The sequence below is a fragment of the Nocardia sp. NPDC058244 genome (assembly GCF_042882065.1).
Lineage (GTDB): Bacteria > Actinomycetota > Actinomycetes > Mycobacteriales > Mycobacteriaceae > Nocardia.
Genome location: NZ_JBHVWX010000001.1, coordinates 537,325 through 563,391, shown reverse-complemented (window position 1 = coordinate 563,391; position 26,067 = coordinate 537,325). Strand labels below are relative to the sequence as shown.

Sequence of the window (26,067 nt, the reverse complement as noted above, 5' to 3'; positions counted from 1 at the left end):
ACCGAGCGGTGGACCGGCCTTCGTGACTTGCGGGAACTAGTGATCCGGGGGGATCAGAAGTCCATGCCGCCCATGCCGCCGGTCGGGTCGCCCGCGGGGGCGGCCTTCTCCGGCTTGTCGGCGACGACGGCCTCGGTGGTGAGGAACAGGGCCGCGATGGAGGCCGCGTTCTGCAGGGCCGAACGGGTGACCTTGACCGGGTCGGCAACGCCGGCGGCCAGCAGGTTCTCGTAGACGCCGGAGTCGGCGTTCAGGCCTTCGCCCTCGGGGAGGTTGGAGACCTTCTCGGCGACGACGCCGGGCTCGAGGCCGGCGTTGAAGGCGATCTGCTTCAGCGGGGCCGACAGCGCGACACGCACGATGTTGACACCGGTGGCCTCGTCGGCCGACAGGCCGCTGAAGCCGTCCAGCGCGGGGGCGGCCTGGAGCAGGGCCACGCCACCACCGGCGACGATGCCCTCTTCGACGGCAGCCTTGGCGTTGCGCACGGCATCTTCGATGCGGTGCTTGCGCTCCTTGAGCTCGACCTCGGTGGCGGCACCGGCCTTGATCACCGCGACACCGCCGGCCAGCTTGGCCAGGCGCTCCTGCAGCTTCTCACGGTCGTAGTCCGAGTCCGAGTTCTCGATCTCGGTGCGGATCTGCGCCACGCGGCCCTTGATGGCCTCCGCGTCGCCCGCGCCCTCGACGATGGTGGTCTCGTCCTTGGTGACGACGACCTTGCGGGCCTGGCCCAGCAGCTCCAGACCGGCGGTCTCCAGGGAGAGGCCGACCTCTTCGCTGATGACCTCGCCACCGGTCAGGATGGCGATGTCGGCGAGCTGCGCCTTGCGACGGTCACCGAAGCCCGGGGCCTTGACGGCGACGGACTTGAAGGTGCCACGGATCTTGTTCACGACCAGGGTCGACAGGGCCTCGCCCTCGACGTCCTCGGCGATGATCAGCAGCGGCTTGCCGGCCTGGATGACCTTCTCCAGCAGCGGCAGCAGGTCCTTGACGGTCGAGATCTTCGACGACACCAGCAGGATGTACGGGTCCTCGAGGACCGCTTCCTGACGCTCGGGGTCGGTCACGAAGTAACCGGAGATGTAGCCCTTGTCGAAGCGCATGCCCTCGGTGAGCTCCAGCTGGAGACCGAAGGTGTTGCTCTCCTCGACGGTGATGACGCCTTCCTTGCCGACCTTGTCCATGGCCTCGGCGATGAGCTCACCGATGGACGCGTCGCCGGCCGAGATACCGGCGGTGGCAGCGATCTGCTCCTTGGTCTCGACCTCCTTGGCGGTGTCGAGCAGCTTGGCGGTGACGGCCTCGACGGCCTTCTCGATGCCGCGCTTCAGGCCCAGCGGGTTGGCGCCGGCCGCGACGTTGCGCAGGCCCTCACGCACGAGCGCCTGGGCGAGCACGGTGGCGGTGGTCGTACCGTCGCCGGCGACGTCATCCGTCTTCTTGGCGACTTCCTTGACCAGCTCGGCGCCGATCTTCTCGTACGGGTCCTCGAGGTCGATCTCCTTGGCGATGGACACACCATCGTTGGTGATCGTGGGGGCGCCCCACTTCTTCTCGAGCACGACGTTGCGACCCTTCGGGCCCAGCGTCACCTTGACAGCGTCGGCGAGGGCGTTCAGACCCCGCTCGAGACCGCGACGGGCCTCTTCGTCGTACGCAATTGTCTTGGCCATTGCGTTGAGATCCTCCACATGTCTATGGCTGACACACGAGACGACCACAGGTTGGATCGCCCCAAAGTACGCTGGCCAGGTGCGGTGCCCGCGACGGACGACCGAGGGTGTCGATGGATCCCGATCTCACCGTCCCGACCTGGCACTCAACAGACGTGAGTGCCAAAGCCATTTTTAGCACTCGGGTAGTGAGAGTGCAAGGTCGCGCCCGACGGGAGGACCGCGCCGGGCGCGTCCGCCGCCTCAGGACTCGTACTCCGCCGCGGCCAGGAACTGGTTCAGCAGCTCGACGAGCTCGGCTTCTACCACAGCCTTGTCCAGGCCGAGGCCGCTGAGCACGCCCGTGCCGTTCTCCTGCTCGAGCAGCGCGAGCAGGATGTGCTCGGTGCCGATGTAGTTGTGACCGAGGCGCAGCGCTTCGCGAAAGGTCAGCTCCAGCGCCTTCTTGGTGTCACCGTCGAACGGGATGAGCGCGGGGATGTCGTCGGTCGCGGGCGGCAGCGCGGCGAGGGCCGCCGCGCGGACCGCGTCCAAACTCACGCCCCTGGCCACGATCTCCTTGGCCGCCAGCCCTTCGGACTGATCGATCAGACCGAGAATGAGGTGGCCGAGGGTGATCTGGTTGTTGCCCGCGGACCTGGCCGATTCCTGGGAGCCGACCACGACCTGCCGCGCCCGGTCGGTGAACTTGGCGAACCCGGCCTGCGGGTCCATGGCCGCCGCGTCACCGGGCCGCTTGGGGACGAAGCGCTTCTGGGCAGCCTGCTTGCTGACGCCCATGCTGACGCCGATGTCGGTCCAGGAGGCGCCGGAGCGGCGGGCCTGGTCGACGAAGTGGCCGATGAGGTGATCGGCCACCTCGCCGAGATGGCCCGCGGCCACCACGGCGTCGGAGAGCTGGTCGAGAACGTTGTCGGGACGGGCCTTCTTGATGCCGTCGATCAGGTCGTCGAGGCGAATGTTCGAAGTGCTCATGCGTCAACTCTAAGTTGACGATCCGCTGGCGTCAACCATTGGTTGACGACATGTCGATGGCACCATGTCCGCATGGGGAGATTTCGGCGCACGGCCCGGTGGGCGCTGCGCATCGTGGGGATCGTCGTGACACTGGCCTGTGTGATCGGCCTCGGCCGGTTCCTGTGGCCGCAGCCGGGCATCGACGCGCAGCCCGGGTCGACCGAGCGTCAGCTGGCATTCCTCCGGGACGCGCTCGACGACGGGGCGGATGTCGCCGCGCAGAGCCAGTTTCCGGAGGGGCACTTCTTCCTGAACGCGCTCTACGGGCTGTCGTGGGTGCAGGCCGCGCGCATCGATCCGGGTCTGCGTGAGCAGGCGTTGCGCGAATCCCGCTGGGCGCTGCAACGAGTGGAGTCGGCCGACGGGCGGGCGGTGTTCAGCCCGGCACTGCGGCCCGCGTACGGGGTGTTCTGGGCGGGGTGGACCAACTGGTTGCGCGGGGCGATCCTGTCGCTCGATGCCGGCGATCCCGCCGAGGTGCAGCGGTTCGAAGCGCACAGTGCCGAGATCGCGGCGGCGTTCGCGGCGGCGGAGACACCGTTCCTGCAGGCCTATCACGGGCAGGCGTGGCCGGTCGATTCCACCGTGGCGGTCGCGTCGCTGCGGTTGCACGACAGGCTGTTCGGCGAGCGATTCGGCACGGTGACCACCCGGTGGCTCGCCGCGGCGCGGGCGCACCTCGACCCGGCCACCGGTCTGCTGCCGCACGACGTCACGCCGGACGGCACCCAGCTCGACGGTGCGCGGGCCACCTCGCAGACGGTGATCCTGCGGTTCCTACCGGAACTCGACGCCGACTTCGCCCGCGACCAATACCGCCTGTTCCGCGACCAGTTCCTCACCTACCCTGGCGGTTTCGGACCCGCGCTGCGCGAGTACCCGCGCGGGGTGGACAAGCCGGGCGATGTCGATTCGGGGCCGCTGGTCGCCGGGATCAGCCTGTCCGCCACGGTGGTCGGACTCGGGGCCGCCCGGGTCAACGGTGACCACGAGCTGGCCGCCGCGCTCGGCGCCGAGGGCGAACTGCTGGGGCTGCCGGTGGATCTGCCCGGCTCCAAGCGGTACGCCTTCGGGCTGGTGCCGATCGGGGACGCGTTCGTGGTGTGGTCGTCGACCGCTCGACCGCTCACCACGGAACCAGCCGCGAGCGAGCTGGATCTGCGCTGGTGGTGGCGGGTGCCGTGGCTGCTCGTGCTCGGCGTGCTCGCTGTCGTCCCCTGGATCGGGTCACTCGTCGGAGCACTCAGCGCAGGCCGGCCGCTCGGCCCGCGATCCGGACGATCCGCTCCTTGACCCAGGCACCGGCGCGCCCACGGACGACGCGGTTGGCCGGGCTGTCGTCGGCGTGGAGGAACTGGATGACGGCATCGTGGCGGCCCAGGCTGATGCACTGCAGCTGGTAGCGGAAGGTCATCGGCTTCGGCTCGGCGCCGCTCGCCCTGGCGACGATCGCCGTGGCGACGTAGGAGCCCGCGGGCAGGGCGGTCGCGCAGGCCATCCGGAGGGGACGGTCGCCGGGGCCGTCGATCAGCGCGGCGTCGCCCGCGGCGTAGACGTCGGGGTGCGAGATCGAGCGCAGGGTGGCGTCGGTGCGGATGCGGCCCTGTTCGTCGACGGCGAGGCCCGCGCGGCGGGCCAGGTCGGGCACGGTGAAACCGGCGGTCCAGACGACGGCCGCCGCGGACAGCACGGTGCCGTCCACCAGGCGGACACCGTCGGACAGCACCTCGGCGACCTTGACGCTTGCCCGGATCTGCACGCCGAGTCCGGTCAGCGTGGTGCGGATGCGCTCGGTGGCCGCGGTCGACAGCCAGCTGCCCGGCTCCTCCGAACCCAGCAGCGTGACCCGCGAATCCCGCTGCGACTCCGCCAGTTCGGCCGCCAGCTCGATGCCGGTCGACCCGGCGCCGACGACGATCACCGGACCGGCGGGCAGGGCCCGCAGATCCTCGGGCGTGGCGACGGAGTGCGCGTGGTCGGCGACGCCAGGCACGCTCGCGCGGTCGGCGGCACTACCAAGGGCGTAGACGAGGGTGTCGTAGCCCATCGACCACTCGCCGTCGAGCCACACCCGCTTCGCGTCCGGATCCAGGGCGGTGACCCGCGCCCGCACGAACTCGACACCCTTGCGCTCCAGCAACTCCCGCAGGTCCCAGCGCCGGATCGACTGGCCCGCGGCCGCCTGGTGCAGCCGCACCCGTTCGACGAACTCCGCGCGCGTATCGACCACCGTGATCGTGGTGTCGCGTGCCTTGCGCGCCAGGCGGCGGGCCGCGCTGAGTCCCGCGTAGCCCGCGCCGAGGACGACGATTCGCTGCTGCTGCCCGGTCATGGTGTGGCTCCTCTCGACAATGCCGACACCCTCCAGACCGGACAGCCCCCGATTTCCTGACAGGTCCCGGACGTGATCCGGGTCACGCCTCGGAGGCGACCAGAAAGCCCAGCTTGTCGGGGTTGACGACGATGCGGATCGCGTCGACCCGGCCGTCGGCGTCGAGCTCGAAGAGCATGACCGAGCTCGCGACGACGCCGTCCGCGCGCACCACCAGCGCGGGTTCGCCGTTGATCTCGTCGACCGAGAACGAGCTCGCCGGGGTGAGGAACTTGGTCAGGCCGACGAGGTAGCGCGCGACCGGATCGCCGCCGTGCACCGGGCGCCGGGCCGCGGTGATCTTGCCGCCGCCGTCGGCGGTGGAGACCACGTCGTCGGCGAGCAGCGCGCGCAGGGCGGTGACGTCACCGGTCGAGGCGGCGAGCAGGAACCGGTCGATCAGCGTGCGGGCGTGCGCGGCGGGCACGGCGAAGCGCTGCTTGCCCGTGCGCACCCGCCCGCTCGCGCGGTGCAGGATCTGCTGGGAGTTGGCCTCGGTGAGGTCGAGCATCGTGGCGATCTCGGCGTGCGGGTAGCCGAACGCCTCGCGCAGCACGAAGACCGCGCGCTCGATCGGGCTGAGCCGTTCCATCGCGGTGAGCAGGGCCAGCGAGATCGACTCGCGGGCCTCGACCGTCTCCAGCGGGCCGAGGGCGCCGCGACCGGTCGGGACGGGTTCGGGCAGCCACGGGCCGACGTAGGTCTCGCGGCGGGCGCGGGCGGAGACCAGCGCGGTGCGGCAGAGATTGACCGTGACGGTGGTCAGCCAGGCTTCGGTGTTGGCGATCTCGGCGCGGTCGGCGGCGGCCCAGCGCAGGTACACCTCCTGCACCACGTCCTCGGCCTCACCGGCGGCGCCGAACATGCGATACGCGAGCGCGAACAATCGCGCCCGGTGCCCGAGGAACTCCTCGACCTCGTCGGATTCCACGCTTCCCCCTTCACCTCCGCCGCCGTGGCGACGCACCCACCGATGCCGGATTCGGCGCGGTATCCCGCTCCCCGGATACCGCGCCGACAGCCGACAACCTCACGGCCCGCCGAAACTCAATCCCGCGGACGACGCAACCGCAACCGGGCCGACCCGCGGATCGCCGGACGCCGGATCTGCGGGATCCGGCTCTGCGCGCGCCGCTGGGCCCGCCGCTCGGACGGCTTGTGCTGCCAGGTCTCCGGGCGCGCCGCGACCCAGCGCGCCGAGCGCCAGGCGAACGGGATGTGCGCCAGGTAGAGGCCGACCAGGATGAGCAGCAGCACGATCGGGTAGGTCACCAGCAGCGCGGCGGCCAGCGCCACCAGCACCAGCAGGCCCGCGGCCGCCTGCGGGGCGACCGAGACCGACTTCATCGCCAGCGTCGGGATGGTGCTCACGCACAGCAGCGCGGCGAAGATCGTCCACGCGGCGACGAAGGCGAAGCCGTCCCACCAGCCGTCGCCGAACTGCACCTTCAGCGCGATCGGGACCAGGGCGATCAGCGCGCCCGCCGGCGCGGGCACGCCGACGAAGTACTCACGCGCCCAGTTCGGGCGGGAGTCGTCGTCGAGCAGGGTGTTGAAGCGGGCCAAGCGCAGCACCAGGCTCACCGCGTACAGCAGGGCGACGATCCAGCCCGCGCTGTAGCCGTCGAGCAGGGTGACATAGAGGACCAGCGCGGGCGCCACACCGAAGGAGATCGCGTCGGAGAGCGAGTCAAGTTCGGCGCCCATCTTGCTGGTCGCGTCGAGCATCCTGGCCAGCCTGCCGTCGAGGGTGTCGAGCACGGCGGCGGCGCCGACCATGGCCAGCGCCACGTCCAGCTCGCCGTCGAGCCCGAACTTCACCGCGGACAGCCCGGCGCACAGCGCGAGGATGGTGACGACGCTCGGCAGCAACCGCACCGAGCGCGGGCGCTTGCGGCGGGCGGCCTGTTCGATCATCCCAGCACAGCCAGGACTGTTTCGGCCCCGATCGTGCGCTGGCCGGGGGCGACCAGCAATTCGGTGCCCACCGGGAAGTACGTGTCGACCCGCGAGCCGAACCGGATCAGGCCGTAGGTGTCGCCGATGGTGAGCACGTCGCCCGCGCGCGCGTCGCAGACGATGCGCCGCGCCAGCAGACCGGCGATCTGCACGACCACGACCTGCTTGCCGTCGGCGGTGTCGATCACCATGCTGTTGCGCTCGTTGGCGTCGCTGGCCTCGGGCAGGTCGGCCGAGAGGAACTTGCCCGGCTGATGCAGCACCTCGCGCACGGTCCCGGACACCGGGACGCGCTGCACGTGCACATCGAGGACCGACAGGAAGATGCTGACGCGCGGCAGCGGCTGATCGCCCAGGCCGAGCTCGGCGGGCGGCACCGCGGTGTCGACGAGGGCGACCTCACCGTCGGCGGGCGCGACGACGACGCCCGCCCGGTTCGGCGGCACCCGGTGCGGATGCCGGAAGAACGCGGCGCAGGCGGCAGCGGCGGCGAGACCGGCCCGGCGCACCCATTTGTTCCGTCCGCCGACGACCGCGACCGCGAGCGGCGCCGCGACGAACGGCAGGCCGGCGGGGTGTAGCGGAGGTACAGCGGCCCGCACCAGGTCGACGACATGGCCGACGCCGGTGGTTTCGGGCGTGCCGGGCGGAGTGGGGCGGCGTGCCACGGGCTCCCTCTTTCGTGGTGTGACGACAACGCAAGCGTTCACACCTTACGGGAACCCCGCCGCATCCACCCGTGGTCAGTGTGCCGCTTTACGCCCTGTGAACAGCTTCACCAGGAACAGCAGGACGCAGGCGCCCGCCAGACAGGTGAAGAAACTGAAGATCCAGCCCGCGCCCTCGACATCGACGCCGAAGAGACTGAGGACGAATCCGCCGAGCAGACCCCCGACGACGCCGACGACGATGTTGAGCAGGATGCCCTGCTGCGCGTCGGTCTTCATGAACTTGCTCGCAATCCAACCGGCGAGGCCGCCGATGATGATCCAACTGATTATCCCGAGTCCAAGCATGGTGTCCTCGTTCCCTCGATGGGTCGGCGAGCAATCGCCTTGTCTCCAAGGTATACCCCGGACCAGTTGTGACATAAGACACGAATCGGCCGGGCGAACGCGCTAATATGAGGAAGCCTCATGTCTGCCCGTTCACATGTTGTCCACGCGGGAGTCATGGGCGATGAGCGACGGATTTCGATGCTTCGGGTACACCCAGCGGTGCGACCGCAGGTTGACAGGTACATAGGAGACGCAACATGGCTGCTCGAATCGCCCAGACGACTGGGGCTGAGCACACCGCGATTCTCGGGTTGGGCGTCTACCGCCCGGCCCGGGTGGTCACGAACGACGAGGTCGCGGGGCCGATCGACTCGAGCGACGAGTGGATCCGCACCAGATCGGGGATCAAGACCCGGCGCTTCGCCTCGGCCGAGGAAACCATCCAGTCCATGAGCGTCGCCGCCTCGCGCGACGCCCTGGCCGCGGCGGGCATGGCGGCCGACGAGGTCGACTGCGTCATCGTCGCGACGTCGACCCATCTGCTGCTCACCCCGGCCATCGGACCGCAGATCGCCACCGAACTCGGCATGACCGGCGCCGCCGCCTTCGACATCTCGGCGGGCTGCGCCGGGTTCTGTCACGCCCTGGCGCTGGCCTCGGACCTCGTGCGCGCCGGCACCTCGAAGAACGCGCTGGTGATCGGCGTGGAGAAGCTGACCGACACGGTCGACTTCACCGATCGCTCGACGGCGTTCCTGTTCGCCGACGGCGCGGGCGCGGTCGTCGTCGGCCCGGCCGAGGATCAGGGCATCGGCCCGACCGTCTGGGGTTCGGACGGCACCCAGCACCATGCCATCCGGCAGAACAAGGACTGGATGGAGTTCTTCGCCGAGATCGACGAGAAGGGCACCGACGCGGTGCGCCCCTACCTCGCGATGGAGGGCACCGCGGTGTTCCGCTGGGCGGCGCACTCGCTGGAGAAGGTCTGCCGGGACGCGATCGACCGGGCCGGCCTCACCACCGAGGACCTGAACGCGATGATCCCGCACCAGGCCAACGGCCGGATCATCGAGATCATGGCCAGGGTGCTCCAACTGCCCACGGACTGCGCGCTGGCCAACGACATCGAGGACTCCGGCAACACCTCGGCAGCATCGATCCCGCTGGCCATGGAGGCGCTACTACGCAAGGGCGAGTCGAAGCCGGGCGACACCGCTCTGCTGATCGCCTTCGGCGCCGGACTGTCCTACGCCGCACAGGTTGTCACGCTGCCCGACTGGCGCTAGCCCGACCAGCAACTTCGCCCACCGCGACGGTGGTCTGCCCCGCGCAGGCCACCGAGCGGTGGGCTCGCCGTGTCCACGCTGTCCCGCTTGCACCAACTCGGACATGCTGGCAAACTCTTCGCTAATCGCCGTTGCTGATCGACGATGCTCAGCTCCCAGCGTTCCCGTCGTCAACCCGAGGTGATCGGCCGTGAAAATGCGCTCCTTCCTGCCACGCAGGCACACCAACGACGTCCCGCTGCTGCCGACCATCGAGCCGGAGGACGGCTCCGCGCTGCGCGCCGCCCTCACCCGCCGCAAACGCGACGAACGCCTCGAACGCCTGCTCACCCCCAGCGAACTGGATCTGGTGCTGCACAACCAGCTCTGACCGCGCGCGACGGCGCGGCACCGCCGCGGAGGGGGATACTTCTCTGGTGAGCACTCCAGCGGTAACCAAACCGGCCATTCTGAGCGTCGACGACGATCCCGGGGTCTCCCGGGCGGTGGTGCGTGATCTGCGCCGCCGCTACGGCGCGGACTACCGGATCCTGCGGGCCGAGTCGGGACCGCAGGCGCTCGAGGCGCTGCGGGAGATGAAACTGCGCGGCCAGCCGGTCGCGGTGCTGATCGCCGACTACCGGATGCCGGGCATGGACGGCATCGAATTCCTGGAGCAGGCGATGGACCTGCATCCCTACGCGCGCCGCGTCCTGCTGACCGCCTACGCCGACACCAACGCCGCGATCGACGCGATCAACGTCATCGACCTGGACCACTACCTGCTCAAGCCGTGGGACCCGCCGGAGGAGAAGCTCTACCCGGTGCTCGACGGCCTGCTCGACGCCTGGCGCAGTGCCGAGCACCGCCCGGTGCACGAGACGAAGGTGGTCGGCGATCGCTGGTCGCCGCGCTCCTCGCAGGTGCGGGAGTTCCTGGCGCGCAACCAGCTGCCGTATCGCTGGTACCCGGTCGACGAGCCGGAGGGCGCGCGGCTGCTCGAGGCGGCGGGCGCCGATCCGCTGGCCTGTCCGGTGGTGATCACCGCGGCGGGCACCGCCCTGATCCAGCCCAGCGACAGCGAACTCGCCGAGAACGTCGGCCTGACCGTGCGACCCAGCGGCGACTTCTACGACCTGATCGTGGTCGGTGGCGGCCCGGCCGGGCTCGGCGCCGCCGTGTACGGCGCGTCCGAGGGCCTGCGCACGGTGCTGGTGGAGCGCACCGCGACCGGCGGGCAGGCCGGGCAGAGTTCGCGGATCGAGAACTACCTGGGCTTTCCCGACGGCTTGTCCGGCGCGCAGCTGGCCGATCGGGCGCGGCGGCAGGCCACCAAGTTCGGCGCGGAGATCATCACCACCCGCGATGTCGTCGGACTCGAGGTCAACGGCTCGGCGCGCACGGTGCGCTTCGCCGACGGCGGCACGCTGTGCGCGCACACGGTGCTGATCGCGACCGGCGTCGACTACCGGCGTCATCCGGCCCCCGGCGTCGACGAATTCACCGGTCGCGGCGTGTACTACGGCTCGGCGATGACCGAAGCCGCCGAGTGCGCCGAGCAGGACGTCTACATCGTCGGCGGCGCCAACTCCGCCGGGCAGGCCGCGGTGTTCCTGTCCCGCAACGCCCGTCGCGTGCACATCGTGGTCCGCGGCGACGCGCTGGAGAAGTCGATGTCGCACTACCTGATCCAGCAGATCGCGCAGATCCCGAACATCGTGGTGCACACCGACACCGAGGTGGTCGGCGTCGACGGCGACGATCACCTGGAGCGGATCGTGCTGCGCGACAACCGCAACGGCACCGAGGACAAGGTCGAGGCGCAGCGGTTGTTCCTGTTCATCGGCGCCGCGCCGCAGACCGGCTGGCTCGACGGGGTCGTCACCCGCGACAACGCGGGCTACGTGGTGGCCGGACCCGACCTGATGGTCGACGGCGCCCGCCCGCCGGGCTGGGAACTGCCCCGGCCACCGCATCACCTGGAGACCAGCGTCCCCGGCGTCTTCGTGGCGGGCGACGTGCACGCCGAATCGGCCAAGCGGGTCGCCTCCGCGGTCGGTGAGGGCGCCATGGCGGTCATGCTCGTCCACCGGTACCTGGCATGAGAGGACAGCGGGCATGACCGACAGCATGCTGATCTGCGATCCGAACGAACTGCGCACCCTGTTCCTGTTCGAGAAGCTCGACGACGACCAGCTCGCGCAGCTGTGCGAGGCGGGCCGGATCGAGTACATCGACCCGGGCCCGGTCTACCGCGAGGGCGAACCGGCGACCTGCTTCTACGTGCTGATCGACGGCGCGGTGCGGCTGACGAAGCTGTCCGGCGGCATCGAGATCGAGATCAACCGCACCGACCACCGCGGCGTGTACGCGGGCGCCTGGATGGCCTACCTCGGCGACAAGGTGAGCCAGGACTACGCGGGCTCGATGTACGTCGAGCGGCGCTCCCGGTTCCTGGTGCTCGCGGCCGCCGACTTCGCGCGGATGGTCAAGGACTGGTTCCCGATGGCGGTACACCTGCTCGAGGGCGCGTTCTACGGCGGGCAGAAGTCCAGCCAGCGGATCGCCGAGCGGGAGCGGCTGCTCGCGCTCGGTTCGCTCTCGGCCGGGCTCACCCACGAGCTCAACAACCCGGCCGCCGCCGCGGTGCGGGCCACCGCGGGCCTGCGCGAACGCGTCGCGGGCATGCGGCACAAGCTCAAGATGATGGCCACCGGCAAGTTCCCGCCCGAGGCGCTGGTGCACCTGGTCGACCTGCAGGAACAGGCGGCCGAGCGGGTCGCCAAGGCCCCCGATCTGTCACCGCTGGAGGCCGCCGACCGGGAGGACGCGCTCGCCGACTGGTTCGACGACCACGGCATCGCCGACGGCTGGAACCTGGCGCCGACCTTCGTCCAGGCGGGCCTGGACATCGACTGGCTCGAGGGCGTGCACGCGACCCTGGAGGCGTGCCAGGCCCAGGTCTTCGAGGGCGCGATCCGCTGGCTGAACTACACCATCGAGACCGAACTGCTGATGAACGAGATCGGCGACTCGACAGCCCGCATCTCCACCCTGGTCGGCGCGGCCAAGCAGTACTCGCAGATGGACCGCGCGCCCTACCAGGTGGTCGACCTGCACGAGCTGCTCGACTCCACGCTGGTGATGCTCAACCGCAAGCTCGGCGACGGCGTCCAGGTGGTCAAGGACTACGACCGCGCGCTGCCGCCGGTCCCGTGCTTCGCCGCCGAACTCAACCAGGTGTGGACCAACCTGATCGACAACGCGGTCTACGCGATGGGCGGCACCGGCACCCTGACGGTGCGCACCTACAAGGAGAACGATTGCGCCGTCGTCGAGATCGGCGACACCGGGCCCGGCATCGCGCCCGAGGCCAAGGGCCGGATCTTCGAGCCGTTCTTCACCACCAAACCGGTCGGTGACGGCACCGGACTCGGCCTCGACATCTCGTTCCGGATCGTGGTCAACAAGCACAACGGCGACATCCGGGTCGAATCCGAACCGGGCGACACCCGTTTCATCGTCCGCCTGCCGCTCGATCCCCAGGCGGACAACGACAGCACCCCGTCGAACACAGGAGATCAGTGATGGCCGAAGAGTTCGAAGGTATCGATACCAGCGTCCCGCCCAGTGGCGCCGGTTGTCAGGAGTGCGACGCCGCGCGGGGCTGGTGGGTGCATCTGCGCCGCTGCGCCGAATGCGGGCACGTCGGCTGCTGTGACAGCTCGCCGAGCCAGCACGCGTCGAAGCACTTCGCCTCGACCGGGCATCCGTTCATGCAGAGCTACGAGCCCGGCGAGGACTGGTTCTACAACTTCACCACCAGCGAGATGTACAGCGGTGGTCCCGAACTCGCGGCGCCGACCAGTCACCCGATCGGCCAGCCCGTCCCGGGACCGGCCGACCGGGTGCCAGCGAACTGGCAGTCACTGGTCCACTGAGCAGCGCTACGGCGTGATCCCGGCGGCCTCGGCGACGGTCTTGTCGGCGTTGCCCGGCGCGAGGCAGACCAGCTTCGCGGTACCGAGTGCCACATTCGGGCTGCCCTCGAAGGGGCTGCCCGGGTTGGCCGCCAGGATCTGCTCGATCGCCTGCTTCTCGCCGTCGGTGTCGAGTTCCTTGAACTGACCGCAGGTGATCTTCGCGCCGGTGGCGGCGGCGCTCGACGTCGTCGTCGCGCCCGCCTTGGTCGTGGTGGTGGCACTCGCGCTCGCGCTCGAGGTCGGTGTGCCCTTGCGCAGCCCGCTCGCGTCGGCGGTGTCGTCGGAACCGCATCCGGCCACCGTCAAGCACAACGCCCCAGCAGCCAGGACGACGAGGGAGATTCGATTCATCTGCAGCTTTCCCCGGTGGATCGCGGCGCCGGCACCTCCGGCGCGTCCGGTGCAGCGTACCGGCTGGTTGCGGTGGTTCGTCATGTCAGCCACTTTCGCCCCTCGACCTTGCGGTCTGCCAAAGGATCGCTCATCGCCGGAGCGAATTCGCCGGGACGCGGCAGAATGGCACAGTGGCTGAACTCTCGCTGACCGCCCGGCTCAACCCTTCGGCGGCCGATGCCCGGCGCGGGGTGGTGCGCCTGCACCCCGAGACGTTGACCGCGCTCGGCCTGCGCGAATGGGACGGCATCGGCCTGACCGGCGCCCGCAGGACGGCGGCGGTGGTGGCCAAGGCCCCGGCGGGCACCCCGCCCGGCGTCGCGCTGCTCGACGACGTGACGCTGTCGAATGTGGGGCTGCGGGAGAACGCGGCGGTGACGGTCGCGCCGGTGACGGTCTACGGCGCCAAGCAGATCTCGCTGAGCGGATCGGCGCACGCGACGGCCAGCATCCCGGCGGCCACGCTGCGCCAGGCCCTGCTCGGCAAGGTCGTGACGGTGGGCGACACGGTGTCGCTGCTGCCGCGCGATCTCGGCCCCGACATCAGCTCGGCGGCCGCCACCCAGGCGCTCTCGCGCGCCTTCGGCATCGCCTGGACCACCGAGCTGCTCACCGTCACCGCGATCGATCCGATGCCGGGACCGGTGAGCGTGCAACCCAATTCGGCCGTCGGCTGGGGCCGTGGCCCGGCCGCGATCATGCACGCGATGGAACGCGACGCCGATCCGGGGCAGAACGGCCTGCCCTCGGACGTGGTGTCGGTGAGTTCGGGCAGCGCGCCGATCCAGGTGGAGGAGCTGGCCGGGGTGCAGGGGCAGGCGGCCAAGCTGTCGGAGTGGCTGAGCCTGGCCCTCGACGAGCCAGAGCTGCTGAAAACACTGGGGGCACCGGCGCATCTGGGTGTGCTGGTCACCGGACCGGCCGGGGTCGGCAAGGCGACGCTGGCCAGGGCGGTCGCCGCGCCGCGCCGGGTGGTGGAACTCGACGGGCCGAGCGTCGGCGCGATGGAGAGCGGCAGCAGGCTGCGCGAGGTCGCCGAGGCCGTCGGTGACATCGCCTCGGGCCAGGGCGGCATCCTGCTGATCACCGATATCGACGCATTGCTGCCCGCCGAAGCCGAGCCGGTCGCCACGCTCGTCCTCGATCAGCTGCGCGCCGCGATGCGCGCGCCGTGCGTCGCCCTGCTGGCCACCACCGCCCATCCGGCGCAGGTGGATTCGCGCCTGCGCGCGCCGGACCTGTGCGATCGCGAACTCGCCCTGCCGCTGCCGACGGCGGTGGTCCGGCGCGCGCTGCTCGAACAGCTGCTGCGCAAGGTACCCGCCGGCACGCTCGATCTGGATCTGGTCGCCTCGCGCACACCGGGTTTCGTGGTCGCTGACCTGGCCGCGCTGTGCCGGGAGGCCGCGGTGCGCGCGGCCGGGCGGGCCAGCCGTGAGCAGACCGAGCCCGAACTCGCGCAGGACGATCTGGTCGGCGCGCTCGATGTCATCCGGCCGCTGTCGCGTTCGGGGACCGAGGAATTGGCGATCGGCTCGCTCGACCTCGACGACGTCGGCGACATGGTGGAGACCAAGCAGGCGCTCACCGAGGCGGTGCTGTGGCCGCTGCGGCATCCCGATTCCTTCGCCCGGCTCGGCATCGACCCGCCGCGCGGGGTGCTGCTCTACGGTCCGCCGGGCTGCGGCAAGACCTTCCTGGTGCGGGCGCTGGCCGGGACCGGTCAGCTCAGCGTGCACGCGGTGAAAGGCGCCGAGCTGATGGACAAGTGGGTCGGCTCCTCCGAGCGGGCGGTGCGCGAGCTGTTCCAGCGCGCCCGCGATTCGGCACCGTCGCTGATCTTCCTCGACGAGGTGGACGCGCTGGCGCCGCGGCGCGGGCAGAGCAGTGACTCCGGCGTCTCCGATCGGGTGGTCGCCGCACTGCTCACCGAGCTCGACGGCGTGGAACCGCTGCGCGATGTGGTGGTGCTCGGCGCGACCAACCGCCCCGAGCTGATCGACCCCGCTCTGCTGCGGCCGGGGCGGCTGGACCGGCTGGTGTTCGTGCCGCCGCCCGACGCCGCGGCCCGGCTCGACATCCTGCGCACCGCGGGTCGCTCGGTGCCGCTGGCGGCCGACGTCGACCTGGCCGCCCTGGCCGAGGACCTCGACGGCTATTCGGCCGCCGACTGCGCGGCCCTGCTGCGCGAGGCGGCGCTCTCGGCGCTGCGCCGCGATATGGCGGCCGCCGACGTCACCGCCGAGGACGTCGCGACCGCGCGGGCGAGCGTGCGGCCGTCGCTGGATCCCGAACAGGTCGAGTCGCTGCGCCGGTATGCCGAGAGCCGGGCCTGACCGATCCCGAATCGTCGACAACGTCGCAGCTAGACGGGACTTTCGGCGAGTATCGTCGAACTGTGCCCACGTTCGGGGATGGTGTGGATGCGGTCACGGCGTTCGCAGGTGCCGCGATCGCGGGAATCGCACTGTTCGTGCCGTTCACCTCCCGCTCCAGCACGATGATCGACACCCCCTATCAGGTCGCTGGGTGGGCCAACAGCGTTCCCCGCGCGACCACCCTCGGACTCATCGTCGCCGTCGTCGTCGCCGCGCTGATCCGGCCCGGACTCGACTGGCTGGTCGCCGCCTGCGCCGCCGCGGCGCTGGGGTTCAACTACTTCGTCGGCCACACCATGGACTCGGCCGAGGTGCTCACCACCCAGAACTATGTGAACGCGCTGTTCGGCGGCGTGATCTTCGGCGCCCTGTGCCTGTGTTCGCTGCGCTTGCGCTGGGCCGCGGCCGGTTTCGCGCTCGGCTCGGTGGTGGTGTTCGTGTACGGCGAGGTGATCGCGCTGGTCACCGAGAACATGCTGACGACGACGGACCGGGCCGTGCACAGTCCGTCGGGGCTGATCATCGCCGCCGTCGTGCTGCTCGCCGTGAACACCGTCCGGCACCGGCACACCATCAAGCCACCCGCCGGGCCGACGGGCACCGCCGAGCTGCCGATGATCCCGATCGTGGCCGCGACGGTCCTGTCGCTGTCGCTGCTGCTGGCCACCGAATGGCTGCAGCGGGAGTTCGCCGAGGGACCCCAGGGCTTCTGGCGGATCGCGCTCGCGGTGACGGTCACGGTCGTCGCCGCGTTCGTCGCGGCCACCCTGCTGCCCGGTCGCGACGGTGCGGGTGTGCTGGTCGCCGTCAGCCTGGCGGCCGCGGGCGACTCGGTCATCGACGGTCCGAGCCTGGGCTGGAAGATCGTGCTCGTGCTGGGCGCGGCGGCCGCCGGCGTCCTGGCCGGACAGCGGTGGGCCTCGCCGTGGGCCGCGCTGTGCTGCGTCGCCGCCATCTGCGTGTTCGTCACGTTCTCCGCCCGCCTGCCGTGGACGATCGCCTGGACGGCAGGCGCGCTGGCGCTGGCCGTGGTCGCCGGGTACGTGTTCGGCTCGATCCGGGTCGCCCACGGGCCCAGCGCCGTGCTCGGCCTCGGCGCGGTGTACCTGCCGTCGATCCTGTGGTCGATACCCACCGGTCTGCGGAACTGGCCGACCGGCGCCGACCCGGTGGCCGAAGCGACGGCGGGCCGGGTCGCGCTGGCCATCACGATCGGCGGCGCGGCCGCGCTGCTGCTGCTGTACCGGATCCGGCCCGACGAGCCGGCGCCCACCACCACGCCCTAGCCGTACCGGCGATCCGATCGTGATATCCCAGGTGGGACGGCGTTCGCCGGTATCGTCGAAGGGGTGCCCAAGATCCGGAATGGTCTGGACGCGGTGACGGCGTTCGCCGGGGCCGCGGCGGCGGGAATGTCGCTGTTCCTGCCGTTCACCTTCGGCGCCGAGTCGGTCGACTCGCCGTACCGGGTCACCAGCCTGATCAACAGCGTGCCGCGCGCGGCGGCGCTCGGGCTCATCGTCGCCGTCGTCGTGGCGGTGCTGGCCCGGCCGATCACCCGCCCCGGGCTGATCTGGCTGGCCGCCACCGGCGGGGCGCTCGCCCTGGCGATCAACTATTTCGTCGGCCAGACGATGACCTCGACCGACGTGCTCACCACCCAGAACTACATCGATTCGCTCTGCGGCGGCGTGCTGTTCGGCGCGCTCGGCATCTGCGCGCTGCGCTTGCGCTGGCCCGCGGTCGGCTTCCTGCTCGGGGTCGTGACCGTGTTCGTCTACGGCGAGGTCGTCGCCGTGTTCAGCTCGAACACCTCGGCCACGGCCAGCAAGTCGGTGCACACCCCGGCCTGGCTGGTGATCGCCGCCGTCGTCCTGCTGACGCTGAACACCCTGCGGCACCGGCACGGCATGATGCCCGGTATCCCCCGCCTCGCCGCCGACCTGCCGATCACCCCGATCGTGGCCGCCACCGTGCTCGCGCTGACGCTGCTGGTCGCCACCGACTGGCTCGATCGCGAATTCGACGACCTGAACGGCAACACCTGGCAGATCACGCTGGCCGTGGTGGTCACCCTGGCCGCCGCCTTCGCCGCCGCCACCCTGCTACCCGGCCGCGACGGCGCCGGCGTGCTGATCGCGGTCAGCCTGGGCGCCGCGGCCGACTCGCTGGCCGACGCGACGAGTCTCGGCTGGCATCTGCTGCTCGTCCTGCTCGTCGCCACCGCCGCCATCCTGGCCGGGCTGCGCTGGTCGAGCCCGTGGGCCGTGCTGCTCGGCGCGGCCGTGATCTGCCTGTTCTCCACCGTGGCCGAACGGTTTCCGTGGGCGTTCGCGTGGACGGCGGGTCTGCTCGCGCTGACCGCCGTCGCCGGCTTCGCCGCCGGTTCGCTGCGAGTCGGCTACCTGCCCAGCGCCGTGCTCGGCCTCGGCGCGCTGTACCTGCCGTCGATCCTGTGGTCCATTCCCACCCGGCTGCGGCACTGGCCGACGGGCACGACCTCGGTCGAGGAGAGCATTCCCGGCTGGGTCGCGCTGACCATCACCATCGGCGCCGCCGCCGGGCTGGCCGTGCTCTACCGAATCCGGCCCGCCGACACGGAATCCGCGCCGCGGCGATAGCCGAGCACCCGGCGACATGGCCGACGCGACAGCGTCGGTGCCGCGAAACCCGGCACGATCGCCCGTAGGATCGGGGCGCACTACTCGACCGCCACCGACCCGACGGAGGAGGAGTTGCTCGCCGTTCTACTCGCCCACGCGCTGGCCGCACTGGCGGCCCCGCTGTGTGTACGAGTGCTGGGCCGCAACGCTTTCTACCTGCTCGCCCTGGTTCCGCTGGGCAGTCTCGGCTGGGTGCTCGCGCACTGGGGCACGACCGTGCGCACGCACGTGCAATGGGCGCCGCAGATTTCGATGGACATCGACCTGCGCTTCGATTCCCTCGCCGCGGTGATGTGCACGCTGGTGCTCGGCATCGGCGCGCTGATCCTGGCCTACTGCGGCCGCTACTTCGATCGCGACGAGGTCAGGCTCGGGGTCTTCGCCGCCGAGCTGACCGGTTTCGCCGGTGCCATGTTCGGCCTGGTCACCAGCGACAACATGCTGCTGCTCTACGTGTTCTGGGAAATCACGACCGTGCTGTCGTTCCTGCTGGTCGGCCACTACGCCGAGCGGGCGGTGAGCAGGCGGGCGGCGATCCAGGCGCTGCTGGTGACCGGCGCGGGCGGGCTGGCGATGCTGGTCGGGATCATCGTCCTCGGCAACCGCTACGGCAGTTTCCTGCTGTCGGATCTGCTCGCGACCGCGCCGCCCGGCGGGACGGCGGTCTCGGTCGGGATCGGGCTGGTCCTCATCGGCGCGATCAGCAAATCGGCGATCGTCCCGCTGCACTTCTGGCTCCCCGGCGCGATGGCAGCGCCGACACCCGTCAGCGCGTACCTGCACGCGGCCGCGATGGTGAAGGCGGGCATCTATCTGGTGGCCCGGCTCGCGCCCGCCTTCGCCCAGACCCCGCCCTGGCACGCGATGCTGCTGCCGCTGGGTCTCATCTCCATCCTGCTGGCGGGCTGGCGGGCGATGCAGGTGTACGACCTCAAGCTGGTGCTGGCGTTCGGCACCGTCAGCCAGCTGGGCCTGCTGATGACGATGATGGCGATCGGCACGCCGGACGCGGCGCTGGCCGGGATCACCCTGCTGGTGGCGCACGCGCTGTTCAAGGCCTGCCTGTTCATGGTGGTCGGCATCATCGATCACGGCGCGGGCACGCGCGACCTGCGCGAGTTGTCCGGGCTCGGTCGGCGGGCCCCGTGGTTGTGCGCGACCGCCGTCGTCGCCGCGCTGAGCATGGCCGGGATCGCGCCGCTGCTCGGCTTCGTCGGCAAGGAGTCGGCACTGACCTCGGTGTGGTCGGCGGAGGTGCTGACGACCCCGGTCAAGCTGGCCGAGCTGGCGGGCATCGCAATCGGCTCGGCGTTCACGGTCGCCTACAGCACCCGGTTCATCTGGGGTGCCTTCGGCAAGACCGCCGATCCCGCGCGCCCGATGACCTGGCACGCGCCGGGTCCCCTGCTGCTCATCCCGCCCGCGGTGCTCGCCGTGGCCGGCGTCGCGGGCGGGCTGGACACGACCGACGTCGACCGCTGGCTGAGTCCCTACGCCCAGACGCTGCCCGGCGAGCTGGACGCCCATCTCGCGCTCTGGCACGACCTCACCTGGCCGCTGGTGCTGACGCTGTTCATCATCGCCGCCGGTGTCGCGCTGTTCCTGATCCGCGGCCGGATCGACGAACCGGTCCATCCGCGCCTCGGCAACGCCGACCGCGCCTACGACGCCGCGCTGCGGGCGATGGACCGGCTCTCGCTGAAGATCACCGGCACCGTGCAGTCCGGCTCGCTGCCCGCCAGCCAGGCCACCATCCTCGGCACCCTGATCGTGCTGCCGACGGTGCTGCTGGCGCTGGGCACCCGGACCGGCGTGGAACTGCGGCTGTGGGATTCGCCGCTGCAAGCCGCGATCGGGGCGATCATGATCGCGATGGCGCTGGCCGCGACGGTGCTGCGCAACCGGTTGGCCAGCGTGCTGGTCGTCGGGGTCACCGGGTACGGCTGCGGCGTGATCTTCGCGCTGCACGGCGCGCCCGACCTGGCGCTGACCCAATTCCTGGTCGAGACACTGACGCTGGTGATCTTCGTGCTGGTGCTGCGCGCGTTCCCCGCCGAGATCGCCGAGGACCAGGCGACCGCCTTCAAGGTCCGCCGGGCACTGCTCGCGATCGGCGTCGGGATCACCGTCGCGGTACTGGCCGCGTTCGCCACCGCAGCACGGCGCGCCGAACCGATCTGGCAGGCCATCCCGGACGCCGCCTACCGGATCGGCGGCGGCAAGAACGCGGTGAACGTGCTGCTCGTCGACATCCGCGCCTGGGACACCCTGGGCGAGATCTCGGTGCTCGTCGTCGCCGCGACCGGCGTCGCCTCGCTGGTGTTCCGCAGCAGGCGCTTCGGCAGCGCGCCCCGCGCGGCCGACGCGCCGAACTACGATCCCGACGCGGTGAGCTGGCTGCCCGCCGCCCGGCTGGTCGACCGGCGCTACCGCTCGATGGTCCTGCAGATCACCACCCGGCTGATCTTCCCCACCATCATGGTGCTGTCGGTGTACTTCTTCTTCTCCGGGCACAACGCGCCGGGCGGCGGCTTCGCGGGCGGCCTGGTCGCCGGGCTCGCGCTGACCCTGCGCTACCTGGCGGGTGGACGCTACGAACTGGGCGAGGCGCTGCCGGTGGACGCCGGGCACCTGCTCGGCGCCGGGCTCACCCTGGCCGCGGGCACCGCGACCGCCTCGCTGCTGCTCGGCGCGCCGCCGCTGTCCTCGGCGATCATCGAGGTGACGCTGCCGGTGCTCGGCCACATCAAGCTGGTCACCGCGATGTTCTTCGACCTCGGCGTCTACCTGGTCGTGGTCGGCCTGGTCCTCGACGTGCTGCGCAGCCTCGGCGCCCGCCTGGACAAGGAACTCGTATGAGCGCGAATCTCGTTCTGTTGATCACCATCGGCGCGCTCACCGCGTGCGGGGTGTACCTGCTGCTCGAGCGGGTGGTCTCGAAGATGCTGCTCGGGATGATCCTGCTCGGCAACGCGGTGAACCTGCTGATCCTCACCATGGGTGGCCCCGACGGGCGGCCGCCGATCCTCGGCAGTTCCGACACCTCGCACGAGGGCATGGCCGATCCGCTGGCCCAGGCCATGGTCCTCACCGCCATCGTCATCACCATGGGGCTGGCCGCGTTCGTGCTCGCGCTGGCCTACCGCTCGTACATGCTGACCACCAGCGAGGACGTCGACAACGACCCCGAGGACGCGCAGATCGCCGCCCGGCGGGAACAGGAGGATCCCGAACAGTGACCCTGTCCCCGGATCTGCTCCCCGCCCTCGCCGCGCTGCCGGTGCTGGTCCCGCTGCTCGGCGCCGCGGCGACCCTGGTGTTCGGCCGCCGCCCGCGGCTCCAGGCGATGATCTCGCTGAGCGCGCTGACGTGCGTGCTGGTGATCAGCGCGCTGCTGCTGTACCTGGCCGATCGCGACGGCACCACCGCGGTCCAGGTGGGCGGCTGGCCGTCACCGATCGGGATCACGCTGGTGGTGGACCGGCTCTCGGCGGCGATGCTGCTGGTGTCGGCGTTCGTGCTGCTGGTGGTGTCGATCTACGGTGCGGGCCAGAACATCTCCGACGGCGACGAGCACCAGCCGACCTCGATCTACCGGCCCACCTACCTGGTGCTGACCGCGGGGGTCTCGACCGCGTTCCTCGCCGGTGACCTGTTCAACCTGTTCGTCGGCTTCGAGGTCCTGCTGGTCGCCTCGTTCGTGCTGCTCACCGTCGGCGCGACCGAGGAGCGCATCCGCACCGGCATCGCCTATGTGATGGTGTCGATGGTGTCGTCGCTGATCTTCCTGATCGGCATCGGCATCACCTACGCCGCCACCGGAACCCTGAATCTGGCGCAGCTGGCCGTGCGCCTGGACGCCACCCCGAGCGGCGTGCGCACCGCCTGCTACGCGGTGCTGCTGGTGGCGTTCGGGATCAAGGCGGCGGTGTTCCCGCTGTCGAGCTGGCTGCCCGACTCCTACCCCACCGCGCCCGCCCCGGTGACCGCGGTCTTCGCCGGCCTGCTCACCAAGGTCGGGGTGTACGCGATCATCCGCACCCACACCCTGTGGTTCCCCGACGGCGCGTTCGACGACATCCTGCTGGTGTGCGGACTGGCCACGATGCTGGTGGGCATCCTCGGCGCGATCGCGCAGACCGATATCCGGCGACTGCTCTCGTTCACCCTGGTCAGCCACATCGGCTACATGGTCTTCGGCATCGGCCTGGCCACCACCGCTGGGCTGACCGGCGCGGTCTTCTACGTCGCCCACCACATCCTCGTGCAGACCGGGCTGTTCCTGGCCGTCGGCCTGATCGAACGCCAGGCGGGGTCGGTCTCGCTGCGCCGGATCGGCGGGCTGGCCACCGCGAGTCCGCTGCTCGGCGTGCTGTTCCTGGTCCCCGCGCTGAATCTCGGCGGCATTCCGCCGTTCTCGGGGTTCATCGGCAAGGTCGCGCTGCTGGAGGCGGGCGCGGCCGACGGCAGCGTGCTGGCCTGGGTGCTGGTCGCGGGCTCGGTGATCACCAGCCTGCTGACGCTGTACGCGGTGGCGCGGGTGTGGAGCAAGGCGTTCTGGCGGCCGCGCGAGGAGGCGCCGGAGGGTCATCTCACCGCGGCGAAACCGCCCACCCTGGTGGAGGATTCGACCGATGTGCACTACGAGGACCGCACCGACCCCGGCCGGATGCCCGCCCTGATGGTGCTGGCGACCGCGAGCCTGGTCACCGCCGGGCTGGCGCTGACGGTGCTCGCCGGGCCGATTCTCGGCATCGCCGAACGGGCGGCCGCCGACCTGGACGATCCGGCGGTCTACATCGGTTCGGTGCTCGGATCGGAGCCGCGATGACGCTCGGTCGGCTGGTCAACCGCGACAACGTGCTGCGGATCGGGGTGCTCGCGTGGCTGACCGCGGTCTGGGTCGCGCTCTGGGGCGACCTGAGCGCGGCCAATGTCGTGGCCGGCTTCGTCGTCGCGCTGATCGTGGTCTTCGCGCTGCCGCTGCCCATGGTCCCGGTGACCGGCCGGTTCCATCCGCTGTCGTTCCTCGAACTGATCGTGGTCAGCGCCTATTACGCGCTCGAGTCGAGCGCGCAGGTGGCCTGGTTCGCGATCCGGCCCGCCGGTCCACCGGTTTCCGGTGTGCTGCGCGTGCACCTGGGCATCCAGTCCGATCTGGTCCTGGTGATGGCCACCGACCTGCTGAACCTGATTCCCGGCACCATGGTGCTCGAGCTGGACCGGCCGCGGTGTGTGGTCTACGTCCACGTGCTCGACGTGGGCAGCGAGAAATCGGTGCTGAAGTTCTACCGCACCACCCGGCGATTGGAGCATCTGCTGATCAACGCCTTCGAACGGCCGAGCGAACGCCGCAGGCTCGACCCGGGCCCGGAGGTGCGGTCATGACGGTCGTCGCCGTGCTCGCCGGCATCCTGCTGACCGCCGCCGCGGTGATCACCAGCTACCGGGTGCTGGCCGGGCCGAGCACCCTGGACCGGGTCGTCGGGATCGACTCGCTGATGGCCATCGCCGCGTCCGGGCTCGCGGTCTGGGCCGCCTACAGCAACGACACCACGGTGATCCCGGCCATCGTGGCGCTGGCCCTGGTCGGCTTCCTCGGCTCGGCCGCGGTCTCGCGCTTCCGCGTCAGGGACGACCGATGACGGCGTGGGAGTGGGTCTCGGCCGTGCTCATCCTGACCGGCTGCGTGCTCGCGGTCACCGCCGCCATCGGCATCGTGCGCTTCCCCGACACCCTCACCCGCATGCACGCCGCGACCAAACCGCAGGTGGTCGGGCTGGTCCTGGTGATGATCGGCACCGGCATCGACATCAGGGGCGACGTCAACGTCTGGATGCTGGTGCTGACCGGCCTGTTCACCATCCTCACCGCGCCCGTCATCGCCCATCTCCTCGGCCGCACCGCCTACCGCGAACAGCGGCACCGCGACGGCCTGCTGCGGATCAACGAACTCGGCCGCGACGCCGACGACTAAGCGGCCACCGGCGCGAGCTCCCGCCGCGGCGCCGCCGCGAACCAGGTCGCGTGGAACGCCGCGGCCACCGCCGCCAGCAGCCCGAGGACGACGGCGCCCGCGAGCACCGGGTACTCGGCCATCGGCACCGCGAGGTACCGGAACGACAGCAGCAGCCCGGCGAACACCACCGCGCCGAAGCCGACCATCCGCACCCGGAACGCGCCCCAGCCCCGTTCGGGTGCCCGCAGCGCCGACTCGACGGTCAGGCACAGCACCGCGCCCGCCACCAGGTCGACGCCGTAGTGGTACCCGAACCCGAGCGTGGCGGCCACGGTCGCGGCCAGCCAGAACGCGCCGCCCCAGCGCAGCCAGGCCGGCGCCCGCGACCCGTCGACATCGCGACGGGTGTGGATGAACAGCGACAGCGCCCAGGCGGTGTGCATCGACGGCATGCAGTTGCGCGGGGTGAACGCGTCGAACGGCAGCGCGGCCGGGTTGTGATCGATCGGCGGCAGCATGGCGGGCCAGAAGTTGCCGACCTGGAAGCCGTGCCCGTCCGCGCCGAACGCGAACATCGGCCCGACGACCGGGAACAGCACGTAGAACAGCGGACCGACCAGCCCGAGCACCAGGAATGTGCGCACCAGGTAGTGCGTCGGCCACTCCCCCGTCGGGACGACCCGGCGCAACTGCCACACCGCGACCACGATGGCCGCGACCGGCAGCTCGATGTAGACCCAGTGCAGCACGCCGTACACCTCGGGCCCGAGCACCTCGAGCACCCGGCCGAGGACCCAGGACGGGTCACCGAGCGCGTGATCGGCGAGGACCAGGTATTCGTCGAGCACCGAGGGCCGCACCGCCGAGGTGACGTGCAGCCACACGTCGCCCACCTTGGTCGCGAGCACCAGCAGCGCGCCCAGCGCCGCCGCCTTCAGCGCGTCGGTGCGTTCGCGCCCACGCCAGCGCACGGCCGCCACGATCACCAGGCCGGTCAGGACGATGGTCGGTCCGTTGCCGACGGTGAACGGCTTGCCGTCGAGCAGCCGCAGCGCGGCGTAGATCGCGTCGATCCCGATCGCGGCGGCCACCGCGTACAACCGCCTGCGCGCGTTCACCCCGACGAGGGCGAGCAGCAGACCGGCCCACGGCACCGACATCGATTTCGGCGTCCCGATGTAGTCGCGCGCCAGGCTCGCGAGCGGTCCGTCGAACCCGCTGACCCAGGCGGCGATCTGCAATCCGACCAGCAGCGCGAGCACCGCCGACACCGCGACGACGGCGAGGGTGCGTGGCTCACGCAGACGGCTCCGTTGGGTGGCACCCCCCGCATCGGCGCGCGGATGTTCGACAAGCATCCAGCCATCGTAAACGGCGGGTTAACGCCACCCCGCCGTGCAGC

At 70.8% G+C, this 26,067-nt stretch carries 24 protein-coding genes; 15 read left to right on the top strand and 9 right to left on the bottom strand.

Annotated features, from left to right (window positions below; translation table 11 throughout):
- Positions 1-53 precede the first annotated feature (53 nt).
- Both groL and ACFVW6_RS02655 read right to left on the bottom strand, forming a co-directional pair.
- The gene (gene groL / locus ACFVW6_RS02660) at positions 54-1,679 is read right to left on the bottom strand and encodes a chaperonin GroEL (RefSeq protein WP_355274330.1); all 1,626 of its coding nucleotides are present in this window, start codon (positions 1,677-1,679) and stop codon (positions 54-56) included.
- A 243-nt stretch (positions 1,680-1,922) separates the two neighbouring features.
- Entirely contained in the window at positions 1,923-2,654 is a 732-nt protein-coding gene (locus tag ACFVW6_RS02655) for a Clp protease N-terminal domain-containing protein (protein WP_378824069.1), read from the bottom strand.
- A gap of 72 nt (positions 2,655-2,726) precedes the next feature.
- On the opposite strand from ACFVW6_RS02655, the gene ACFVW6_RS02650 reads away from it, so the two are divergent.
- Complete coding sequence (locus ACFVW6_RS02650) at positions 2,727-3,989, top strand: hypothetical protein (RefSeq protein WP_378824070.1); 1,263 nt, start codon at positions 2,727-2,729, stop codon at positions 3,987-3,989.
- Here the strand turns inward: ACFVW6_RS02650 and ACFVW6_RS02645 are convergent.
- The 5 genes from ACFVW6_RS02645 to ACFVW6_RS02625 form a co-directional block, all read right to left on the bottom strand.
- Positions 3,940-5,028 carry an NAD(P)/FAD-dependent oxidoreductase gene (locus ACFVW6_RS02645; protein WP_378824071.1) on the bottom strand — a complete coding sequence of 363 codons (1,089 nt, stop codon included), beginning with the start codon at positions 5,026-5,028 and terminating at the stop codon, positions 3,940-3,942. The two genes, ACFVW6_RS02650 and ACFVW6_RS02645, sit on opposite strands and share 50 nt — an antisense overlap.
- Positions 5,029-5,110: 82 nt before the next feature.
- Entirely contained in the window at positions 5,111-5,998 is an 888-nt protein-coding gene (locus ACFVW6_RS02640; RefSeq protein ID WP_378824072.1) for an RNA polymerase sigma-70 factor, read from the bottom strand.
- Between the two features lie 116 nt (positions 5,999-6,114).
- Positions 6,115-6,984: a phosphatidylcholine/phosphatidylserine synthase gene (locus ACFVW6_RS02635; RefSeq protein WP_355274344.1), complete on the bottom strand. Its 870-nt coding sequence runs from the start codon at positions 6,982-6,984 to the stop codon at positions 6,115-6,117.
- A complete protein-coding gene (locus tag ACFVW6_RS02630) occupies positions 6,981-7,694 on the bottom strand; it encodes a phosphatidylserine decarboxylase (protein ID WP_355274346.1) in 714 nt (237 codons plus the stop codon). Before ACFVW6_RS02630 ends, ACFVW6_RS02635 begins: the two co-directional genes overlap by 4 nt.
- Before the next feature lie 75 nt (positions 7,695-7,769).
- Positions 7,770-8,042, bottom strand: a complete 273-nt coding sequence (locus tag ACFVW6_RS02625; RefSeq protein ID WP_355274349.1) for a GlsB/YeaQ/YmgE family stress response membrane protein — start codon at positions 8,040-8,042, stop codon at positions 7,770-7,772.
- 239 nt (positions 8,043-8,281) lie between these two features.
- Between ACFVW6_RS02625 and ACFVW6_RS02620 the strand changes: the two genes are divergently transcribed.
- The 5 genes from ACFVW6_RS02620 to ACFVW6_RS02600 all read left to right on the top strand — a co-directional run bounded on the left by ACFVW6_RS02620 (position 8,282) and on the right by ACFVW6_RS02600 (position 13,230).
- The gene (locus tag ACFVW6_RS02620; protein ID WP_378824074.1) at positions 8,282-9,310 is read left to right on the top strand and encodes a beta-ketoacyl-ACP synthase III; all 1,029 of its coding nucleotides are present in this window, start codon (positions 8,282-8,284) and stop codon (positions 9,308-9,310) included.
- 190 nt (positions 9,311-9,500) lie between these two features.
- A complete protein-coding gene (locus ACFVW6_RS02615; protein WP_355274354.1) occupies positions 9,501-9,680 on the top strand; it encodes a hypothetical protein in 180 nt (59 codons plus the stop codon).
- 46 nt (positions 9,681-9,726) lie between these two features.
- Positions 9,727-11,394: an FAD-dependent oxidoreductase gene (locus ACFVW6_RS02610; RefSeq protein ID WP_378824075.1), complete on the top strand. Its 1,668-nt coding sequence runs from the start codon at positions 9,727-9,729 to the stop codon at positions 11,392-11,394.
- Between the two features lie 13 nt (positions 11,395-11,407).
- A complete protein-coding gene (locus ACFVW6_RS02605) occupies positions 11,408-12,877 on the top strand; it encodes an ATP-binding protein (RefSeq protein WP_355274358.1) in 1,470 nt (489 codons plus the stop codon).
- Positions 12,877-13,230 carry a UBP-type zinc finger domain-containing protein gene (locus ACFVW6_RS02600; protein ID WP_378824076.1) on the top strand — a complete coding sequence of 118 codons (354 nt, stop codon included), beginning with the start codon at positions 12,877-12,879 and terminating at the stop codon, positions 13,228-13,230. The genes ACFVW6_RS02605 and ACFVW6_RS02600 overlap by 1 nt, the downstream gene beginning before the upstream one ends.
- A 6-nt stretch (positions 13,231-13,236) precedes the next feature.
- Here ACFVW6_RS02600 and ACFVW6_RS02595 read toward each other — a convergent pair whose 3' ends face one another.
- The gene (locus ACFVW6_RS02595) at positions 13,237-13,623 is read right to left on the bottom strand and encodes a hypothetical protein (RefSeq protein ID WP_378824077.1); all 387 of its coding nucleotides are present in this window, start codon (positions 13,621-13,623) and stop codon (positions 13,237-13,239) included.
- Between the two features lie 173 nt (positions 13,624-13,796).
- Here ACFVW6_RS02595 and ACFVW6_RS02590 point away from each other — a divergent pair, with 173 nt between their 5' ends.
- The 9 genes from ACFVW6_RS02590 to mnhG all read left to right on the top strand — a co-directional run bounded on the left by ACFVW6_RS02590 (position 13,797) and on the right by mnhG (position 24,683).
- Positions 13,797-16,001: an AAA family ATPase gene (locus tag ACFVW6_RS02590; RefSeq protein ID WP_378824078.1), complete on the top strand. Its 2,205-nt coding sequence runs from the start codon at positions 13,797-13,799 to the stop codon at positions 15,999-16,001.
- Between the two features lie 62 nt (positions 16,002-16,063).
- Positions 16,064-17,329 (top strand): hypothetical protein, encoded by a 1,266-nt coding sequence (locus ACFVW6_RS02585; RefSeq protein ID WP_378824079.1) that lies wholly within the window; start codon positions 16,064-16,066, stop codon positions 17,327-17,329.
- A 63-nt stretch (positions 17,330-17,392) separates the two neighbouring features.
- Complete coding sequence (locus ACFVW6_RS02580) at positions 17,393-18,664, top strand: hypothetical protein (RefSeq protein ID WP_378824080.1); 1,272 nt, start codon at positions 17,393-17,395, stop codon at positions 18,662-18,664.
- Between the two features lie 114 nt (positions 18,665-18,778).
- On the top strand, positions 18,779-21,565 hold the full coding sequence (locus ACFVW6_RS02575; RefSeq protein WP_378824081.1) for a Na+/H+ antiporter subunit A: 2,787 nt from the start codon (positions 18,779-18,781) through the stop codon (positions 21,563-21,565).
- A complete protein-coding gene (locus tag ACFVW6_RS02570) occupies positions 21,562-21,945 on the top strand; it encodes a Na(+)/H(+) antiporter subunit C (protein WP_378824082.1) in 384 nt (127 codons plus the stop codon). Before ACFVW6_RS02575 ends, ACFVW6_RS02570 begins: the two co-directional genes overlap by 4 nt.
- Entirely contained in the window at positions 21,942-23,537 is a 1,596-nt protein-coding gene (locus ACFVW6_RS02565) for a Na+/H+ antiporter subunit D (RefSeq protein WP_378824083.1), read from the top strand. Before ACFVW6_RS02570 ends, ACFVW6_RS02565 begins: the two co-directional genes overlap by 4 nt.
- A complete protein-coding gene (locus ACFVW6_RS02560; protein ID WP_355274378.1) occupies positions 23,534-24,094 on the top strand; it encodes a Na+/H+ antiporter subunit E in 561 nt (186 codons plus the stop codon). Before ACFVW6_RS02565 ends, ACFVW6_RS02560 begins: the two co-directional genes overlap by 4 nt.
- A complete protein-coding gene (locus ACFVW6_RS02555) occupies positions 24,091-24,351 on the top strand; it encodes a monovalent cation/H+ antiporter complex subunit F (RefSeq protein ID WP_355274380.1) in 261 nt (86 codons plus the stop codon). Before ACFVW6_RS02560 ends, ACFVW6_RS02555 begins: the two co-directional genes overlap by 4 nt.
- On the top strand, positions 24,348-24,683 hold the full coding sequence (gene mnhG / locus ACFVW6_RS02550) for a monovalent cation/H(+) antiporter subunit G (RefSeq protein ID WP_378824084.1): 336 nt from the start codon (positions 24,348-24,350) through the stop codon (positions 24,681-24,683). Before ACFVW6_RS02555 ends, mnhG begins: the two co-directional genes overlap by 4 nt.
- Here the strand turns inward: mnhG and ACFVW6_RS02545 are convergent.
- The gene (locus ACFVW6_RS02545; protein WP_378824085.1) at positions 24,680-26,023 is read right to left on the bottom strand and encodes a DUF5933 domain-containing protein; all 1,344 of its coding nucleotides are present in this window, start codon (positions 26,021-26,023) and stop codon (positions 24,680-24,682) included. The genes mnhG and ACFVW6_RS02545 overlap by 4 nt on opposite strands.
- Positions 26,024-26,067 lie beyond the last annotated feature (44 nt).

Bases quoted from the DNA above. Each gene is read 5' to 3' on its own strand.
- groL (WP_355274330.1), bottom strand. From the start codon at position 1,679: ATGGCCAAGACAATTGCGTACGACGAAGAGGCCCGTCGCGGTCTCGAG.
- ACFVW6_RS02655 (WP_378824069.1), bottom strand. From the start codon at position 2,654: ATGAGCACTTCGAACATTCGCCTCGACGACCTGATCGACGGCATCAAG.
- ACFVW6_RS02650 (WP_378824070.1), top strand. From the start codon at position 2,727: ATGGGGAGATTTCGGCGCACGGCCCGGTGGGCGCTGCGCATCGTGGGG.
- ACFVW6_RS02645 (WP_378824071.1), bottom strand. From the start codon at position 5,028: ATGACCGGGCAGCAGCAGCGAATCGTCGTCCTCGGCGCGGGCTACGCG.
- ACFVW6_RS02635 (WP_355274344.1), bottom strand. From the start codon at position 6,984: ATGATCGAACAGGCCGCCCGCCGCAAGCGCCCGCGCTCGGTGCGGTTG.
- ACFVW6_RS02625 (WP_355274349.1), bottom strand. From the start codon at position 8,042: ATGCTTGGACTCGGGATAATCAGTTGGATCATCATCGGCGGCCTCGCC.
- ACFVW6_RS02620 (WP_378824074.1), top strand. From the start codon at position 8,282: ATGGCTGCTCGAATCGCCCAGACGACTGGGGCTGAGCACACCGCGATT.
- ACFVW6_RS02605 (WP_355274358.1), top strand. From the start codon at position 11,408: ATGACCGACAGCATGCTGATCTGCGATCCGAACGAACTGCGCACCCTG.
- ACFVW6_RS02600 (WP_378824076.1), top strand. From the start codon at position 12,877: ATGGCCGAAGAGTTCGAAGGTATCGATACCAGCGTCCCGCCCAGTGGC.
- ACFVW6_RS02595 (WP_378824077.1), bottom strand. From the start codon at position 13,623: ATGAATCGAATCTCCCTCGTCGTCCTGGCTGCTGGGGCGTTGTGCTTG.
- ACFVW6_RS02570 (WP_378824082.1), top strand. From the start codon at position 21,562: ATGAGCGCGAATCTCGTTCTGTTGATCACCATCGGCGCGCTCACCGCG.
- ACFVW6_RS02560 (WP_355274378.1), top strand. From the start codon at position 23,534: ATGACGCTCGGTCGGCTGGTCAACCGCGACAACGTGCTGCGGATCGGG.
- ACFVW6_RS02555 (WP_355274380.1), top strand. From the start codon at position 24,091: ATGACGGTCGTCGCCGTGCTCGCCGGCATCCTGCTGACCGCCGCCGCG.
- mnhG (WP_378824084.1), top strand. From the start codon at position 24,348: ATGACGGCGTGGGAGTGGGTCTCGGCCGTGCTCATCCTGACCGGCTGC.
- ACFVW6_RS02545 (WP_378824085.1), bottom strand. From the start codon at position 26,023: ATGCTTGTCGAACATCCGCGCGCCGATGCGGGGGGTGCCACCCAACGG.